This is a genomic window from Leptospira ainazelensis (genome assembly GCF_016918785.1).
In the GTDB taxonomy this organism is placed as follows: Bacteria; Spirochaetota; Leptospiria; order Leptospirales; family Leptospiraceae; genus Leptospira; species Leptospira ainazelensis.
Window position 1 is genome coordinate 94,411 of the sequence record NZ_JAFFPT010000009.1, and the last position, 18,571, is coordinate 112,981.

The following is an 18,571-nucleotide window of genomic DNA, read 5'->3' on the forward strand; positions in this document are numbered from 1 at the left end:
CCTCCGCTCAAGAGTTCGGGCGTTCCCGCTACGCGGGCGGGCTCTCCGCTCCGGTCAAGTTATTGCAGGCTGAATTGTAATACATAAAATCTTTCGAGTCTTCAATAACTTGACCACGCCTCGATCCCTAACGCGGGGATTATCTATATTCCGAAAATCTTATTTATTAAATCATTTTTTTCATTTTTGGAACCACAATTAACGAGATTGATCAGCACAACATCTAAATAATATTGCTCTCCAGACGTTTGATAGCGATTATAACTATCTGCAATTAGATAACCACATTCAAGATCATTACTATCGTTATTGTTCTCAAACGAACAGTTTAAAAAAATCATAATAATACATAATGCTATTCTAATCATCTATAATTTCTCCTAAAAACATCTCTCATATAAAGAGAGGTAATTAATCTTGACTTGTTATTCATGTTATTAAGCACATTTAAATCTAAAACTAATCCATAAACCTCTGGTCTCAAAGCTCCCGATCCATTACCAAACAAAATGCTCCAGGTTCCATAGGAATTGGTTCCTGAGAAAAGTTCAGCTTCAAATTCATCAAACAAGAATTCATCCTGCCAAGTCGTTTCATGTTCATAAAATTGCTGAACATGCCTTAATTCATGGATCTCAGTCAACCCGCCCGATCCTTCCCTCATGTGAACTACGGGTCCGCGTGTTGTCGCTGCAACTCCTGAATCTTCACGACTTTCAAGATAACTATTTTCAATGATTGTCCCATTTCCGACTCGTTTAATATTCGGTAAAGGTGAACCGAGTATCGGGTTCATAATTAAACTCGCAGAGTAATCGAATCCAAGAATCGCATATGACGTCATTGCTTCCAACGGCTTGTGAAAGAAAGCTTTAGGATTCGTTGCAAGTCCATAAGCAACACCTAATACCGGGGAAAGGGGTAGCATAAGCATACCACCAACGCCTGCTCCCACATTCTTGATTCCAGTTCCAAAATCGGACCATCTCTTCTTACTCACAAAAAAAGCATTTTTGAGAGTGTCGCTCGCGCCAATGCTGAAGTTCAACATCCCCATTCCATTTTTGGAAAGGGCATCGCTCAAGATCGAGTTCCCACTCGGATCCCTGTATCGCACTGGATTCCCTTCCGTATACATGTAAAGATCCATCGCCATCGGACGGGTCGTGTCAAACACGCTGTCAGCTTGAGTGAATCTTCCAATGAGAGGATCATAGTATCTCGCTTTGTAGTAATAAAGTCCGGTTTCACGATCTTCTTCTTGTCCCGTGTATTTGTAACGAAAGATGTCTGGGCCGGAAGAATCGTTTCTCTGAATCTCGCCATAAGGTTTGTATGAGATATGAGAAGCTCCGCCCATCTCTCCACCGGCGATTCTGTTTCCTTGTCCGTCTGTTACCATCGTGATCGAACCTAAATGATCCGGGTGAAAGAAGATCATTCCACTCACTGGTACACCCGATGAACCGCCGCCGCTTCCACTCAAAAGTTCGGGCGTTCCCGCTTACGCGGGCGGGCTCTCCGCTCCGGTCAAGTTATTGCAGGCTGCATTGTAATACGTAAAACCTTTCGAATCTTCAATAACTTGACCACGCCTCGATCCCTAACGCGGGGAGACCGTGTGACAAAAGATATTTTTTTTAGCAAAGTCTAATTCGCTTTGGAAAGACAGCTATATAAAGAGATTAAGCTGATGACATCATCAGTAGAATTTTCATTAAACGTCTGCTTCAGAAGATAATAATCCGCAAGACAATCATTCGAATTCTTATCTTTATCACTCTGCTTACAATCCATACTAAATATTAGTAATATTATAATTATTGAAGTTATATATTTGCTCATATTCTTAAGATCATTACCTGCTACTACGTATTTGAAATTTAGTTTATCATAATTTACCATGGTCCGCTATTTGCCTCCACTATTTCTTTAGTGTAATAATTACGTAAAAAATCTAAGTACAAAATTGGTTCATACGTTGACATTCTGCCTGTGAATGCAGCATTTGCAATGCTTATAAACTGTGGATCCCTATATGAAGCTAATCCTGAATAAATTGCAAAGACTTCAGGAGGAAGGATTTTGTATAATAGGTATCGAGTGGCCCCATAATTAAAAGTTCCAGAACGTAAGTCGGAATCCATCTCAACCAATAATTGGTGACTACTCCCTGACCAACCACCACCGCTAAAGGTTTGATCTACATGACCCATTTCGTGTTTAATCGTATCTTGACTTTCACCCTTTTCAATATGAGCAACGCCATTTTGTTCGTACGATCCAGGAGACATGACGCCAGTTAACGATGAGTTTTTAACCGCCCAACCGCCTCGAGCATAGTGGATTGAAGGATTGTTACCGGATAATGCGGATACCGTGTAATCGACGATCCCTTCCAGGATTCCAAGCAAGTATTCCGGATGATAAATAATATTGCTAAAGAATCTTCCTGCTTCGCTTATTTTCCTACCAAACGTTCCGAAACCAGTACTATTATTGTTTTTTGTATGTTTACCACCGCTCGCAATTTCTCTAAAGGCCCCAGAGATTCCTTTTGCAGCACTAGTGAGACCGCCAACCATATGTTTAAATATTTGACCAAACATATGTGAAACATTGACATTCCCACTCGGATCCCTGTATCGCACTGGATTCCCTTCCGTATACATGTAAAGATCCATCGCCATCGGACGGGTCGTGTCAAACACGCTGTCAGCTTGCGTAAATCTTCCGATCAGAGGATCGTAGTATCTCGCTTTGTAGTAATAAAGTCCGGTTTCACGATCTTCTTCTTGCCCCGTGTATTTGTAGCGAAAGATATCGGGGCCGGAAGAATCGTTTCTCTGGATCTCGCCATAGGGTTTGTATGAGATATGAGAAGCTCCGCCCATTTCTCCACCGGCGATTCTGTTTCCTTGTCCGTCTGTTACCATCGTGATCGAACCTAAATGATCCGGGTGAAAGAAGACCATTCCACTCACTGGTACACCCGATGAACCGCCGCCGCTTCCGCCAGGACTGTAAGGTTGTGCGACCGATGGAGTTGTAGCCGGAATTGCGGGTGGGATGAGCCAAGGTGGATCACCGGAACCTTTGGGCATGAACACGGAACAACTCGAAACGCCGAAAGAAAGAAGCAAAAGCGGAGTTGTAAATCGAAGTAGAATCGAATAACGTTTTTCTTCTTTGGTTAAGAGAATAAACCCGATCCCGAATATGAGAATTACCGAATAGAGAACGATCTTTCCCTTCAAAGTGAAAAGTTTTGCAAACGTGTTCGCGGTCGCAATTCGACTGGAAGAAAGAATTTGTAACGTCTTTACTTTAAAGGACGAGATAAAACTCTTTTTGTGATGCGAAGTTTTGTTTGATCCGGGTGTTCCTTGACCGAAACTTTTGTCCGCCGAACCCCCGTCCGAATCACTCGTCCCTAACGTGAACCAAGAAAGCAAAGTTTCCTCTTTTTTAGAATCAACAAACGAAGTAAGGAGAGCAGCATCGGTCCTCGACCACTGAGCGACCAAGTCTCCGGAAAGACCTCGGAAATAAAGGGTATGTTGCGGAGATTGTCCAGGAGTCATTACAATTTCATAAAGACCTCCCAGGCTGATCGTCTTGGTTTGATCGCTCGATCTTATCTTTCGAATCCTCGTTCCCGAGAAATCGTAGTCAAACGTCATCGTTTCTCCGTTTTGAGTATTCATCTTCTTTAATTTTTGAAACGGATTGTATTCCAGGCTCTCTCCGTTTCTGCCGATCATATTCCCCGCAACATCGTAAGAATAATCTACGATCTGATTGAGAGTCGGGTTCACTACCCTTGTAACGGCCGTCTTGTGCAAAGGATCCGTGTAGCTATAAGTCTGAGTTCCTTTTTTAAGAAGTTGTCCGGAATCGTTGTATTGATAGTCTTCGGTTCCGTATTTTCCGATCGCCTGCGTCATTCGGTTGAGAGAATCATAAGTAAAAGTCTGGCTTCGGCCGGGAACGATCTTATCTTCAATCTTTGTAAAGTTCCCTCTCAGATCGTATTCGTAAGAAACGTTCTCATAGACCTCGTTGTCTTTTTTTGTGATGAGTCCCAGAGGTCTCTTTTTAGCGGGATCGAATTGGATGGAAGTATTGACTCCGTTTCCGAGCATTCTTTCGATTCTCACTCCGTTTGTATCCACAAGAGGACCGTTATATTGAACCAGAGGAAGATCGGAACCTTCTCCGTTTCCGGGAGTCAGGGTGATCCCTGAAAGATAACCTCCTTTGGAATAGAGATTTTTCGCAAGAGTACCGTCCGGATATTTCACGCTCGCGATCTGATTTTGAAAGGTAAACGTCTTTTCGATAAAGAACGTCAGATCGTCTTCTCTCAATCTTTTTTTCAAAAGAGTTTGATTTCCTCTTTCGTCGTAGCCGAACTCGGTGGTGCCTAACGCATCAGTGACTTTAGTCAGTCTTCCCTTTCCGTTGGGAACGTTCGGATCGTCGTATTCGTAAACCTGAGTTTCGGTTTCTCCGTTTGTGGCCGTTCCCCTAACGATCGTTACACGACCCAAAGAATCGTATTGAAATTCCACAACCGAACCGTTTCCGTATCTTTGTTCCGTAAGATTGCCGACGGCGTCGTAGACGTATTGAACGGTTCCCGTATTCGGATTTCTGATCTGAGTCTGTCTTCCGATAAAATCGGTGTCGATCGTAGTAATTCCGTTATCAGGATCCGTAATCTTCGAGATCTTTCCGTTTGTCTTGTATTGAAATTTCGTGGATTTTCCCTCGATGACTTTTTCTAAAAGTTCTCCCTTTTCGTTTCCGAAGGAAACGACGGTAGAGACGAGACTTCCATTCTGAGAAACCTTTTGTGTGGAATCAAACCCGTTGACTTCCAACTCAATGACCGTTCCGTCGCTTCCAGTGACTTTTTTCTTTTTCCCTTCGGAATCGTATTCGAATTCGTTCCAGGAGAATGGGGCTTGACCTTGCACGTAAGGCGAAATCGCTTTGATCAATTTTCCCTCCGAGTCGTAGATGGATTCTTCCACGAGGACCGCCGCGTCCACGAGACTACTTTCCTTTCTTGTGGATTGGCCTCGGGAATTAAAATATTGCATAGTCCAGGATTCTTCTCCATCCTCTCTTCTGATTTTTGTTCTAACGGTTTGATCCGTCGGATGACCCGTATTGTTGTATTCGATTTCTTCCAAAGGATCGCTCATCCCCGCCGGAACCGATTCGAGAGTTCTTCCGAATTTGTCAAAGTGAGTTTCGGAACGATTCCCGTTGATATCCACGGAGGCGATCTCCAAACCTCTCGTAAAATCGTATTCTTTAGTAGTCGAGTGTCCGAGCGAGTTCGTGATTCTTACGGGAAACTTGTGAACGACGTTATCGATTTCAATTTGTATGATATTTCCCCTCGGATCTTGAATTCGAACCGGATTCCCATAAGAATCGTATTGAAGAATCAACTGCACCGACCACTGAGATCCGCCCGTATAAGTTTTCTCTTGATTTAAGAATATTCCGGAATAAGAATATTCTTTTTGAGACAATAGCTCCCCGTCTTTGTATGATTCCATCCGAATCGGCTTTCCGATCACCCAAGCAGTCGTATCGTTTTCATAGACGGTTCTTTCCTCGATGACACAACTTCCCATATCGGTAGTCTTGTTCAAAACGTTACCGTAGGAATCGTAACTCAGGGAGATGTTAATCGTCTTGAGAGGAGTTCCGTTTTGATAATCGACTTGAGAACTTCCCGTTTGACGAACTCGAATCGTTCCGTCTCCCAGGACGTTCCTGGAAACGTTATTTGTCGTTTCAGAAAGAAGAATTCCATTCTTGAATGTCGCCGAGTAGTTTGCGACACCCGCAAGTTCGAGAGCGCTGTCCCCGTACTGAGAAACCGTGGAAACGTTTCGAATCAAATCGGTCTGAACGATTTCCGAATATCCTAAGGAACCGATATTTCTAAGACCGTTCCAAAAAAGTTTAGGATATCTGTATTGAAACGTTCTGGACTCGTCGACTTGAGTTCCAGCCTTTTCCACAACTTTGGAAACTACAAAATCGGGATTCACCTGCGGAAGTACGTTCGGTTTGGAAGAATTGTATGAGGTCGGGGTCACCTTTTGTTTGGCAACGTCATACGCGATTTCCGCTCTTCTTCCATACGCGCCGTCCACGGAAGAAAGAAGTCCGTTTGGAACCTCGGGTCGGAATCGAATGAGATTCGGTTTGGAAAAAGTGTGGAACGGAACGTTACGATAAAGAACGGTTCCTATAAAAGGAATATGGCTCGGAATCGGAACCGCCATTCCCAAAGCGCTCGCCTGTAAACCGATGAGTTCGCTTCTTCCGTCCCCGTTTAGATCCGCAGTTTGCAAAAAGGCCTCTGTCGAATATTCAACATCGCTGTTTGCCGAGAAGGTAGGAACTCCGCTCGCGCTCGGTTGGCTAAAGGAGATTCGAACGACCCCGTTGTGATAGCGAATGAAGTCGGCTCTTCCGTCTCCGTTGATATCCGCAAATTCCTTTCGATTCAACCAATTGGAATAGGCGATCGCAGACATTCCGGCTAACGCATTCATGTCAGCGGGAGGTGGAGTCATCGCCGCCGGATTGACGTCAACCGAGTGAAAAGTGTCGTTTGGTCCAAACCAGACGTGAACCTGTTGTTGCCAGAAAAAAGTTCCAGCTCTCACCTTGTCGTCCTCTCCGTCGAAGTTGATGTCCAATACCGTATCATTGGACCAGTTTACATTGAAAGGGGGAAGATAAGAATCCGTGGACGGTTTGTAAATCTCAACTTGATAGTAGTCGCCGAAATAGTAGACTCGATCTGGAGAACCGTCGTTGTTGATGTCGTAGAGCGCGTAACCGCTCGAGGAAGGAAGACTCATATTCTGCAAGTCTTGGCTTGCGACTGTGTTGTTTAGAAAATTACTGCTTCCTCCTCCGGATTCCGGATGAAACCTTCTTCCGTCCGAAAGACGAACGAATAGATATCCTCTTTCCCCGTCCGCCGGTGAAAAATAAGAAAAATCTAATAGACCATCCCCGTTTACGTCCGAGAAAAATTGATCTCCGATCCTACCGAAATTTCCTTCGTTTAATTCGTTAGTTTCGATTTCCTGCAACGTGCTACCGTTGGAATCGAAAAAAGTCACGAGAAGTCTCTGATTGGTCGTTCCGTCGATTCTAACAAAGTCCGGGACTCCGTTCTGGTCCAAATCTATAAACTGCTGAAAGTAGGATCCAAAATCGGAGATCGTAAGTTTCTGAACAAAGTTAAAACCCGATCCGTTGGAGAGATATACGTCCAATCGAAGCTGATCGTCTGCCTGGATAAAGTCGGCTTTCCCGTCTCCGTTGATATCGCTTACGTAGTGTCGATTCCGAGTATCACTTGCAAGATTTGGAATATTTGTTAGCACGGAGGAAACAGAAACCGAGTTGAAGTTAGGACCGAAAAAAATGCGAACCGGTTGACCGTTTCTTTCCAGAACCACGAAATCCATTTTACCGTCTCCGTTTACGTCCCCCGGAAGAATTTTTCCGTTCGCGTTGAGATCCAGTCTGTCGCCTAACGTGTCGTTGTTCACGGAAAGGTTGGCAGTCGAAGCTTCCCAGAGGCTCATTTCCAGTTTGGAAAAATACTGACCGTTGCGATCCCCCAAAACTCGGATAAACTCGGGAACCCCGTCCCCCGAAACGTCCACCGCGGTCGTAAACGAATTTTCAATTCCGTTTTGACAGACGTCTCCAAGGCTTTCCACGCTCGAACGGCAAACTTCTCCCGCCAAACCGAAGGACGCGGCCATACAAGCCGCGCTGGAAGAACAAAGACAGACTAACGCGCCAAAATCACAATCCCTTTGTTTGGAAGAATCGAGAACCCGGTATGTGAGTTGAAAATTTGTACTCGGCGCGGAATAGCTTGTGGCCGAAGCGGCCGAATTCGTGTAAGCAAAGGTAAGAGGTTTAAAATTGTCTCTTTCGATCGTTTTCAGAAGTAAGTCTCCGCCTACGAAATCGTAGGAAAACTCATACTTCGCGGTTTCCCTTTCGGTTCCCGTTTGATCCTTTGCAAAAACACGGATGGTTGAAAGTTGAGTTCTACGTTCTCCGCCTTGAGAAAGTCTAAAAATTTTAAAGAAGCTGTTACCGCGGCTTTCGTATTCAAAGACGATCCTTGCGTTTCCATGAACATAGACGACTTCCTTGGGAGCGAATTCAGGAAGCGTTCTCGAATCGAAATAAGTAATATCATATCCGTTTCCGTTGAGGTCTCGAATCTGATCGACGGCCCACGCAATTTCATTTCCGGAAGAATCGACGGCCTTGGAAAAAGAGCTTGGAATCGAACCAAAAGAGGATTCAAGACCGGTCTTTTCCCGAATCGTCCATCCGTTTGTATTCTTCGTGACCTTTTGAAACGTTTCCGTCTTTGTCATAAAAACCCCCGAGCCGGAACTTCTCAACTCTCCCGTTAGATCGCTCGTAAATTGATCGGTGCTTCCATTATGAATTCCGAATGAAGGATTTTTACTGACCTTAGGAAAACCGGAAAGGCTCCAACCCTTCCCTAAAAATCCCGAATCGGAACTTCCGGACTGATAGCTGAGAGAAATAGACGGAACCAAATCCCCCGCACCGGGAGGCGCTTCTATCGGAATCGAAAAGGATGCCTTACCCGTATGATCCACGTTGATCGCGGGAAGAGGGAGAGGAATCGAACTTTCTTCGTTGGAAATAAGGGAAGAGAAAAAACTAAAAACCGGTCGAAGACTGATCCAATTTAATAAGAAAAGAGAAAGGAAAATAACGGATATGATTCCGGCGATCTTGTTTCGATTCATTCGGGAAAATTCCTAATTCACGTAAAATTAAAGTCACAATTCAATGTAGATGACACAATTTATAGATAAATAGAAATAAGGAATAATTTTTTCCATTCCATGTCTTCTTTTGTTTATAATTCTTATATTAGAAAATAAGTATGATCCAGACAGTTTTTATGAAATTTATTTCATATATAAAATCATTTATGATTATAAATAGACCGTTTTGTAACAAGAACGTTATTTTCCTTGTAAAAATCCCAATAGACTCAACCGCTGGACATAAAAAAATCTGATTCGTTGTTAAACCAGTGAATAAACTCTATATTTCCGTTATTGTCTCTTTAATAGTGTTAGCAACTCCCCTTCTCTCTTCCGAGCTTCTTCTCAAATCAGGCGACGCATTCCTCATCGAAGAGATCAACGAAAGCGCGGACACCGTTAGTCTCCGTTGGAAAGGAAGATTGTATAGAATCCCGAAGTCTGAGATTCAAAGAATCGATTACGCAAGGAAAGGCCCCGAGTCTTCCTATCAATATTCGGAATTCCAACTTACAGACGGAAGTTCCGTTCGCGGGATCATCGTAGAGAGGAAGAAAGACAAAATTACTTTTAAAACTGAACTCGGCTTTGTTGAAATCGAGAAAGCAAAGATTCAAAATTCAAATTCTAAATCTTTAGAGAGCGACAACGAAAGTCCGGATTTGCCTGATAAATATCTTTCGGGTCGGTCGGGCGAGAATCAACTCTATGTCGGCGGTAGTTTTTTTGCTCAGGCAAACCACGGAGCTTGGTTTCAAAGCAATCCAGCGACCGCAGGAGCGGGACTCTTTTTAGAAAAAGGATTTTTAAACCGACCTCTTTGGTTTTTTGGATTTCTTTCAGAATATGCAGTGGCTCCTTCCACGACACAAGGTTCTATCAGCCTCTGGAATCAATCCTTCTATCTCGGAAAACAATTTGGTTCCTCTGCCCCCTACTTCTTGTTTGGCGGAGGAGTTACCGCAATTCAATGGAAAAGTGATTCCAGATCCGTAAACGGAACCGATCCGGAATTGTTAGGCGAAGTTGGATGGGCCTGGGATTTAAACAACGGATCTCGACTTAGGCTCGGAGTTCGTTCACAGTGCACGATTGAATCCGGTGATTCTCTTTGCAGAACCGGTCTTAGAATCTCTTGGGGTTTTCTTTTATGAACTATTCTTTCAAAATTACTTTTTTCTTTCTCCTTTCCTTTTTTCTGAAATGCAAAACTTCTCGTTTTTCCATTTCCTTCACAAGAAAGAGGACTATTAAAAAGATGGGATCACACCTTTTAACCTTGATAAAAAATACATTCCAGAATATGCAAAAATTTATATATTCTATTCTAATCTTATTCCTTGGAATCTTCTTTGTTGAATGCCAGAACTCTCCTCTTTCCAATATTCACGACTCCGAAACGGCAAAGGTAACACTAGCACTCGTAACTCAGTTAGGACCAAAAACGGCAACGATCAGTTGGGAATGTTCGTCTTCTCAACCTGGTTCCGTCGTGTATGGAAGAGGTGGAATTGAATCAGCAAGCATTAGTTTAGAAAATGCAAAGATTCACTCCATGACTCTTCATAATTTAGAGTCGAACACCGATTATATAGCTTCGGTCTTTTGTTCTTCGGATATAAACAATCTCCAAGGGGTTCCGATTGCATTCAAAACTTGGGTAAGCGATTTTCCAAATAGAACCCGAGGACTTTGGGTTGTGGGAGGAATCGGTGCCGATGCAAATCCTGTTTCGCAAATTGATTTTTTTGATCCGGTAACTTCTACTTGGTATCCAGCGGCGTCTTCGATTCCAACTCCTCGCGCATTCGCAAACGTTGTTTCGCACAAAGAAAAGATCTACGTGATTGGTGGTTTGGAAAAACAAGCCGGAATCTATGTTGCTTCTCGAAAAACCGAAGTCTATGACCCCTATTTAGACCAGTGGAAGACGTTAGCCGAAATGCCAACCGCAAATCAAGGCGGAGTCATTGCTTCCGTGGGAGAAGAAATCTTTATCATTGCAGGAACCACAACAACGGACATGACAACGGGAACCGTTTTAAATACAGTATCCAGATTCTTCCCCGGAATCGGTCCAACGGGTGTTTGGCAAAGTTATGTTTCGCTCACTGCGATCTTTGCAAGAATCGATATGGCAGGTTGTGGACTCAACGGTTCAATCCTCTTTACGGGTGGAAGATTCAACGCAGACGGTTCGGCTCAAGTCACAGCAGACGGATACGTTCCTTCCGTAAATTCTACAACAAGTGCTGGTGAACCATCGATCAACTTAGCAAGGCACGGATCCGGTTCCGCTTGTGTAAAACCTCTAAACTTGGACTCATTTCCTACAGATCCAGAATGGTTTGCAGTCATCGGAGGCTCAACGGGAACGAGCACCTTGCAACCCGTTGGCTCGATAACACCTTCGAACCGAACCGACTTTTCTCAAATCGGAACGGGTCTTTTCACCATCGGTCCCATTCTTCCGGTTTCCGTTTATTATCCAGGAACCCAAGCCTCGTATGAAACAAGAAAGTTATTCGTCCTTGGCGGAGCTTCCGCTCTAAATATTCCCACAGATACCGTTTATTCCATCGGTCTTCAAAATCCGATCGCGAGCACTTGGACTCTGGAAACTCAGAAAATGCCAAGAGCGCGATATGCTCACAAAGTCATTCGAATCGACAGGTAAGAAACAATGAAATCGATCTTTCAAATACTTCTCTATTCCCTACTCTTTCTCATTTTTTCGTTTGGCCTCTTTTCCGAAGAAAACGTGATGGCAGGAAGCCATGAAGACGGTGAACGCCTCCTCGAAGAAAGTCAATATTCTAAAGCGGAAAACCTCGCCATCTCACTTCTCACAAATAATCCCTCGGATCCAAAAGCAGAATTTATTCTTACAAGAGCCTGGATCGGAATCGCAAGAGAAGAAAAGAAACGGGGAAATTACGACCGAGCCAAACAGTTTTTTCAGAAAGCATATCTAAAATGGCCGCTCAATCAAGAACTGAAATCAGAAATTGAGAATCTGCGAAAAATGCCAAGCCAGAGAGGGGTTGGGCAAACTTCTTTCGGAAAAGGATCGGGGTCAAATACCGTGATTCTTTTGGATTCGGAGATTTATCGTTCGATTCAGGATATCAAAGAAGAATTGAATTCGATTCTTCCGCAAACAAGGAGCTACCACCAAGAAAACGAAAAGAGCCATTCCAAAGAAAAATTTTATCAGATTGCAGTTATTTTACTCACGATCTTTTCTATTTTGAATTTGATCTTCACCATTTTTCTTTGGAGAAGAAAATAGAAGATTCTTTCTCGGTTTCGTATAACCTGCACCTGAATTCAATCATCTACAAAAGATGGGCACCCGCGAAATTATAAAATAAAGCGGTTACGATAAAATGAGGAATCTCAACTCATACTTCATAGTCTCATTTTATATTATTGATTAATGATTTTTAAATTTGAGTAAAATGAAATCCTTAAACCGCTTGACAAAATCAAAAACTAAACCCGATTTTTTCACAAACTGCCAAACCAGGATCCAAAGTGTCCGCAGTTTGATTCCCTCACAGGAGATTTTGCAAATGCAAAAAAAGAGAAAAGCGCCGTTTAAAATCCTAATATTAGGAATCCTATTCACTTCCTTCGGCTTAACGGCAGAAAACAAAAGAAGTCCGTTCTTTATGGAACTCACTTACGGAGAAGGGATAAAATATTCTAAAGCAAGTCCGCGCAAAATCGATGACAGCGGCGATATTATGGACCGGGAAGTAAAATACGATAACGTGAATATTATCGGCCCTTATTCGACGGAATTCGGAACAACGGAAGACAAGATTGCAAGCGTTTATGCCTTCAACAATGCTCCAAAACCGAAAATCAACGGGCAAAACGTTTCTTTTCTCTTTGAGTATTTGTTTCAATCCAAATTTGGTTTCGGCTTGAGTCTGAACAATTCGGAATACCAAGCCTCGAACCTGTCTTATCCAAAGCTTAGTTATTCTTTTGACCTAGGAATTCTTCGATCCATTTCCCCCGCAATTCAGAATATACCAACAGATCAACTCGTCAAATTAGAGTCTATCCTGCCGTATATCACCTATCAAGATAATTCGTTCTTACGAATCAGAACTTTCAATTTCCATTTCTCATACCACTTTCTTGAAAACTCTGTATTCGATCCTTATATCCGTTTTTCGGCCGGCTATGGGAGAGATTCGATTCAGAATACTAAAATAATACAATCGAGCATTATAATCGGATCTAGATTTTTTATTTCCGAAAAAATCTATCTTTTAGGAGAAGCGGTCGGAAACAATTATGATGCGTATGCGGAGACAGCCGGAAGTTTTCATAATCTGCTCGATGTAAAACAAAGACATATCTGGTCGTTTCAGGAATATTCCGCAAAGTTTGGAATCGGATTCAATCTCTGACAATGCCGCGGTTTCAAAAATTCCTTCTTCAATAGAATATGCATCTATTTGTATATTCTATTTGTAAAATATGCTCAGGATGGCCGTGCCAGATTTTATTTTCGGCTTTGGGAAATTTTAGGTGAATTTCTTGAAAGAGGATTTCACAAATGATTCTTTCCTCTTTGGATTCTAAGCTGTTGTTGTATTTCAGGATATCTTGGTTCATGGCCTTGCAAGAGATTGAATCTTAATACTGACTCGCTACGACTTAGGATGTATAGTAAGAATCAAATTTCTATCTTATTTTGAATTTTGTCTCACTAATCCGAATTCGAACGTTTCCATTTTCAGATAGAATTTCCGGGCCCACCCGAATTTACGAATTTTATAATGATTGAAAGTGACGCATCAAGTCCGTAGAAAAAGTGCTCCTTTCAAAAAAGATTTTCTCCGGAAATCCGATATACTTCTGATCTCTTCCAAAGATAAGTCCATTTTAAGAATATAAACTTTTCTTCAACATTCTAAGAACAAAACGTTCAAAATAAAGAATCATATCTCCGTTCTCAGGAATCAAATTCGGCCGAAATCCTTTTACTTAGACACAAAATCGAATGAGAAAGCGTAAGCCTTTCAAAGACAAGAGGTAAATTTTATGAAGCTCCATTTCTCAAAAACGATCATCGTATCGATAACGATCTTCTTATCGGTTCATTGTACTTCGAATAAAAAAGGTCCGGCAGAACCCTCAATGGAAGATCTTTTAGGGTTTTTATTATTGGCTCCGAAATTCAGCATTTCCGGCGGTTTGAGCGAAACGGGAAAGATTGCTTCGGATAATAGTCAGGCATCCGCAAGTCATATCCACGTTATAACGTCGGATCTTGGGGCAGGATCTCTTTCCATATCCGATCTAGATGTATTGGCGAGTGTGGCGGATCCAAGAATAGGCTCGATTCTAAAAAGTCCCGTAAAACGATCCGCACAAAGTCGAAGTTTTTTTACGATCGACGGCGGAAACGGAGGAACGGATGGAAACGGCACATTCGAGATAGCGGGCGACATCAAAGGAGAATCGATTTCCTTTTTTATGATGGATCAAACCGTAAGACCGTTTTTAACCTGCCCCATTCAGCAAACATTCGTAAGTACCTTCGAAAATTCTCAAGGTTTTGCCACGGTCGCCGACGGAGGCCAGGTTGTCATCGATGGATCTCGTAAACCGTTCCCGCCGTCCGGATCGCAATTTATAGGAACGACTCAAATTTCCGGCTCCTTTACGTTTACAGATTACGGAAAATTAACAACCGATGATGCTGCCTTTGTTCGGGTTTTAACTCCGGAAGGAGTCTCCGAGATTACTTCACCTTACGACGATCCGAACTTAACTCCTTGTGAACAAGCGCAGCAAGCGTTCCATAATGGCGCCAGAATCCTTTCCCGTTATATTATCGTTAAATCGGGAACGGCTGAGATCACGACAAAAACGAGCAGCGTCGAAAACAAAGACGGTTCCACAACTTACGAAAAGATTACGGATATTCATGCGCCGGAAGGATTGCTGATCGAACGCAGAAATTATCCGGAAAAAATAAACGAAGTGTTAGAATCCAAATTGGTTCGTTTTGATCACGTTCGTTTTACGAGTAAAGAAACCTCGGACTATTCTTCGATTTTTACATTGAGGATTGATCGCAAAATTACTGTGGATGGAGTCATCGACGGAAAAACCGTTCACGAGGAACTGCAAGCAAAGATCGGAAGATAAAGGAAAGAATTGGGATTCTATTTTAGATCGATTCCGTTTCTCAAAAGAGTTTCAACATCGAAACAAAAAAATGAAACGTTCTCTGGAAGGAATCCCTTTATCTTAGGAAATAACTTCTCAAACAATCACAGTTGTTCAGGAAGAATTCAGAACTTTCAAGATCAAAGCCGGATCGTCTTAAAAGAGAATCCCTCAAGTTCTCATTTGTGCGAAATCTTGAGAACACGATCCAAAAAAATTCTCAAGCGCATTCAGAATATAGTATGTAAATTTAGAAAAACGGAAGATTCCTCAGAACATTCTTATTCGTGAAGAAAGGAATAGATTCTATCCCATACCTTCGGGTCGTTTAACAAAGAAGAATGCTCAGCATCGGAAAGAAAACTTTTGTAAACGATTTCATCGGGAGGAATCGAACTCGTAAACGTAACCCTTCCGTCGCCGGGCGCTCTCACTGCATTCTTAAAATCCCAAAGCCAATGATCCGGATTTTTTTCGGGTTTCAAAACCCGCATCGTTGGTCGATTCTGAGCGTGAACTACAAGAACCGGAGGATACTGAGTTCCTTTTTTAGGATCGAGAGAATTTCGAAACGCTAGAGCTAAATCCAATCTCGACTGAAACTCTTTCAAAGAAGGCGGAGGTTCGCAATGGGCTTCGTGAGAATACGGCCCCAACTCATACTTCTCCCAATCGGAAGCATTAAAAAAACGGAATGTAATATTTTTATCATCTGCGTCTTTGATCAATTCCTTCGTATCAAAACTTCCCTCCCTCGGGAAAAAAGTATAAACCGAAATAAAACTGGAGACGACACAAGCGCTCGTAATCTCGGGATTGAGTCCGGTGGAAACTCCGGAAACCAGGTCTTCCATAAATCCGATTCCGCCGCGAAAGGGAACGCCGACAAAGATCAACTTCGAAGCTAAGTTCGGTTTACGATTGATAACGGAAAGGACAAGGTTTCCTCCGTTGCTATGACCGACAAGAACGGGCGCGACTCCTGCGTTTTCTTTCTGAACCTTTTCTAAAAAAGTCTCGAGCGCGGATGAAGATTCTCCGTTGTCCTTTCTCCAATCGTACGGAAATACGTATGGTTTAATTCTTTCGGAAGTGGAAAGCCATTGCAACCAAGGTTGATACACTTTTACATCGATCAAAAAAGGAATGAGAGTAACGGATGACAAGACGCCGCCGACTTGAACGTCATCTTTCTTTTTCAGAGTCAAATCGGGAGCCGTAAAATTCAAAGCCTGCCAGGGTGTAAGCCAAATCGGATCCAAAGAACCAGATTCGGTTTTTTGAAAAAGTTCGGAACCTTTATAACCGGGAACAAAAACGAGAGGAATCCGCATCGCAACCATGGAATGACCCCGAAGAGATCCGTCTTCATCGAACAAACCGGGACCAAAATTTTGTTCCTTCCGGCCGGAGCAAAATAAAAACAAAAGTAGAATCAAACTCTTTGCGGTGTATGTCGGTAATTTCACGATACAAACTTTGTGGATCGAAGAAAGTTTGTCTATGGTAAAAACTTTTTCCTCTTTTGAGCGAATCGTATTCTTTTGGAAAAGCGATTCGTTTCTCTTTTTGACTTGTCAACCGGAAGCGTCCTGCTTCTGATTGAGGGATGAATTCGTATTGTAAGATTCTTTTAAGAATTTGGATTCTTCTTGGATCTTTTGTCCTCTTTGATTGTGCGACTTACTCGAGAACCAACTATTCCCAGTTCGAACAGGAAAAGTTAGTCAACATAAGCGGAGTTTCTTCGAACAAACTCAGTCTTCTTACGATGCGTTATCTCAAGAGCAACGATCTCGACGAGAAGTTCGAGGATTCTCCCTTGGTCGTAATCTACGACTTGGACAATCGTCTTCTCGCATATAAGTCCAGAGAACTCGCTTACTATCTTTCGGAACTTTGTTATCTCGCCGGAAATTCTTTGGATACGGAAGATCCCCAGTTTGCGAAAATGTATGCGTCAGCATTAGTATATTCTTATACATATCTTTTTGATTCGAAAGCGACGCCGGCGCCGGATCCGTTTTCCGCGGAGTTCCGTTTTGCGCTTCTTACATACAATCGCTCCTTAGCGCAGTTGGTCCGTTATGCGAAGAAGAATCGAAAATTGGCGAAAGTCACCGATCTAAATCTTCCCCTCATCCGAGGAAGTCTTGTGATGGACGGAGCCGAGGTGGAAACTTCCTGGACTCCGCAAAATTTTTTACAGATCGAAGTCGCTTACGATTATAGAACGAAGGGATTTTCGAACCACATCAGCAAATACGGAATCGGAACACCTCTGATTCTCATCCGAAAATTTCCGGAAAACGAACCTCAAAAAAGAATCCAATACGAGTTTATCAACGGAGTCGGACAAGCCTATCCGGGAACCGCGTTTGTAAGTCTGGAAGAATCCTATCTCGGAAACAGAGACTTGATGAATCTAAAAGCGAAGATTCACGTCTTTGATCCCGTCTTTCGGGATAGAATCGAATTTGAAGGAATGAGTCTTCCGATGGAAAGTGATACCACCACTCCGCTCGCTTATATGCTGACGATCGCACAAAAGCGGGACAGTTTGCTTGCGATCTTCGACGGAGAGACAAGCATTTCGAGAAAGGGGCTTTATCTGGTTTATCCTTATCGTAAGGATAAAATACCAGTAGTCTTTTTACACGGACTCGCTTCTTCTCCGTTTATATGGTTTCCGATGATCAACGAACTTCTCGCGGACCCAGCCATCAAGGAAAAATATCAATTTTGGGTGTATTGGTATCCTACCGTAAATCCGATGCTGCTTTCCGCGGCGGACTTTAGAGATACGTTATATGATTTGAGAAAGGTCTACGATCCGAACCGCGAACATAAAAGTTTCGATCAAATGGTTTTAGTAGGTCACAGTATGGGAGGACTGATCGCGAAGTTGGCCGTAACAAAGGGAAAAAAAGAAGAATGGATGACCGCCGCAAAAGTTCCCAACTCCGCTTATGAATCGATGAGCGACGAGTACAAAAAGGAAATCAATCGAGTATTCGATTTTGATCCCGTGCCTTTTGTAAAAAGGGCAATCTTTATCGCAACTCCGCACAGAGGATCCAGTTTGGCGGAAGGAATATTAGGAACGATCGCAAGATTTCTTTTTATTCTTCCCAAGGAAGTCGCAAAAAAATTCGAAGAAGGTTATAAATTTCTGATCGTAAACCACAAGGAAGGAGATTTGGTTCCCGGAGTTTACGGAGTCGACGGACTCGCGCCGAAAAGTCTTTTTATGAAAGTTACGGGGGAATACAAACCGCTAGTAAAATTCCATTCTATCATCGGAAATTCCAAACTTGCGGATCTGGACTGGATCAGCGATTCGGTCGTTCCTTACGAAAGTTCGCATCTTGAACACCCCGAATCGGAATTACTCATTCAGTCCGAACATTCGGTCCAGAATCACCTTCCCACTTTTTTGGAGGTAAAAAGGATTCTAAACGAACACGTAAAAGCGGGAACTCCTTAGAACC

General features: G+C 42.8%; 9 protein-coding genes and 1 pseudogene. 6 read left to right on the forward strand and 4 right to left on the reverse strand.

Features of this window, described 5'->3' with window-relative positions; all coding sequences use genetic code 11:
* Nucleotides 1–1,084: 1,084 nt before the first annotated feature.
* Nucleotides 1,085–1,459 (reverse strand): annotated as a pseudogene (locus JWG44_RS22605) (RHS repeat-associated core domain-containing protein); the annotation flags it as partial.
* A gap of 439 nt (nucleotides 1,460–1,898) precedes the next feature.
* Complete coding sequence (locus JWG44_RS01970; RefSeq protein ID WP_205273281.1) at nucleotides 1,899–8,858, reverse strand: RHS repeat-associated core domain-containing protein; 6,960 nt, start codon at nucleotides 8,856–8,858, stop codon at nucleotides 1,899–1,901.
* A 293-nt stretch (nucleotides 8,859–9,151) separates the two neighbouring features.
* On the opposite strand from JWG44_RS01970, the gene JWG44_RS01975 reads away from it, so the two are divergent.
* The 4 genes from JWG44_RS01975 (at nucleotide 9,152) to JWG44_RS01990 (ending at nucleotide 13,309) form a co-directional block, all read left to right on the forward strand.
* Entirely contained in the window at nucleotides 9,152–10,036 is an 885-nt protein-coding gene (locus JWG44_RS01975) for an LA_3334 family protein (protein WP_332460763.1), read from the forward strand.
* A 149-nt stretch (nucleotides 10,037–10,185) separates the two neighbouring features.
* Nucleotides 10,186–11,559 (forward strand): Kelch repeat-containing protein, encoded by a 1,374-nt coding sequence (locus tag JWG44_RS01980; protein WP_232371437.1) that lies wholly within the window; start codon nucleotides 10,186–10,188, stop codon nucleotides 11,557–11,559.
* 6 nt (nucleotides 11,560–11,565) lie between these two features.
* A complete protein-coding gene (locus JWG44_RS01985) occupies nucleotides 11,566–12,174 on the forward strand; it encodes a Tom20 family protein (protein ID WP_205273283.1) in 609 nt (202 codons plus the stop codon).
* A 283-nt stretch (nucleotides 12,175–12,457) separates the two neighbouring features.
* Nucleotides 12,458–13,309 carry a hypothetical protein gene (locus tag JWG44_RS01990; protein WP_205273284.1) on the forward strand — a complete coding sequence of 284 codons (852 nt, stop codon included), beginning with the start codon at nucleotides 12,458–12,460 and terminating at the stop codon, nucleotides 13,307–13,309.
* Between the two features lie 28 nt (nucleotides 13,310–13,337).
* Here the strand turns inward: JWG44_RS01990 and JWG44_RS01995 are convergent, their stop codons facing one another.
* Nucleotides 13,338–13,517, reverse strand: a complete 180-nt coding sequence (locus tag JWG44_RS01995) for a hypothetical protein (RefSeq protein WP_205273285.1) — start codon at nucleotides 13,515–13,517, stop codon at nucleotides 13,338–13,340.
* Between the two features lie 429 nt (nucleotides 13,518–13,946).
* Here JWG44_RS01995 and JWG44_RS02000 point away from each other — a divergent pair, with 429 nt between their 5' ends.
* Entirely contained in the window at nucleotides 13,947–15,059 is a 1,113-nt protein-coding gene (locus JWG44_RS02000; protein ID WP_205273286.1) for a hypothetical protein, read from the forward strand.
* Nucleotides 15,060–15,361: 302 nt separating this feature from the next.
* Here the strand turns inward: JWG44_RS02000 and JWG44_RS02005 are convergent, their stop codons facing one another.
* Complete coding sequence (locus JWG44_RS02005; RefSeq protein WP_205273287.1) at nucleotides 15,362–16,549, reverse strand: lipase/acyltransferase domain-containing protein; 1,188 nt, start codon at nucleotides 16,547–16,549, stop codon at nucleotides 15,362–15,364.
* A gap of 140 nt (nucleotides 16,550–16,689) precedes the next feature.
* Here JWG44_RS02005 and JWG44_RS02010 point away from each other — a divergent pair, with 140 nt between their 5' ends.
* Nucleotides 16,690–18,567: an esterase/lipase family protein gene (locus JWG44_RS02010; RefSeq protein WP_232371438.1), complete on the forward strand. Its 1,878-nt coding sequence runs from the start codon at nucleotides 16,690–16,692 to the stop codon at nucleotides 18,565–18,567.
* The last annotated feature ends 4 nt before the right edge of the window (nucleotides 18,568–18,571 follow it).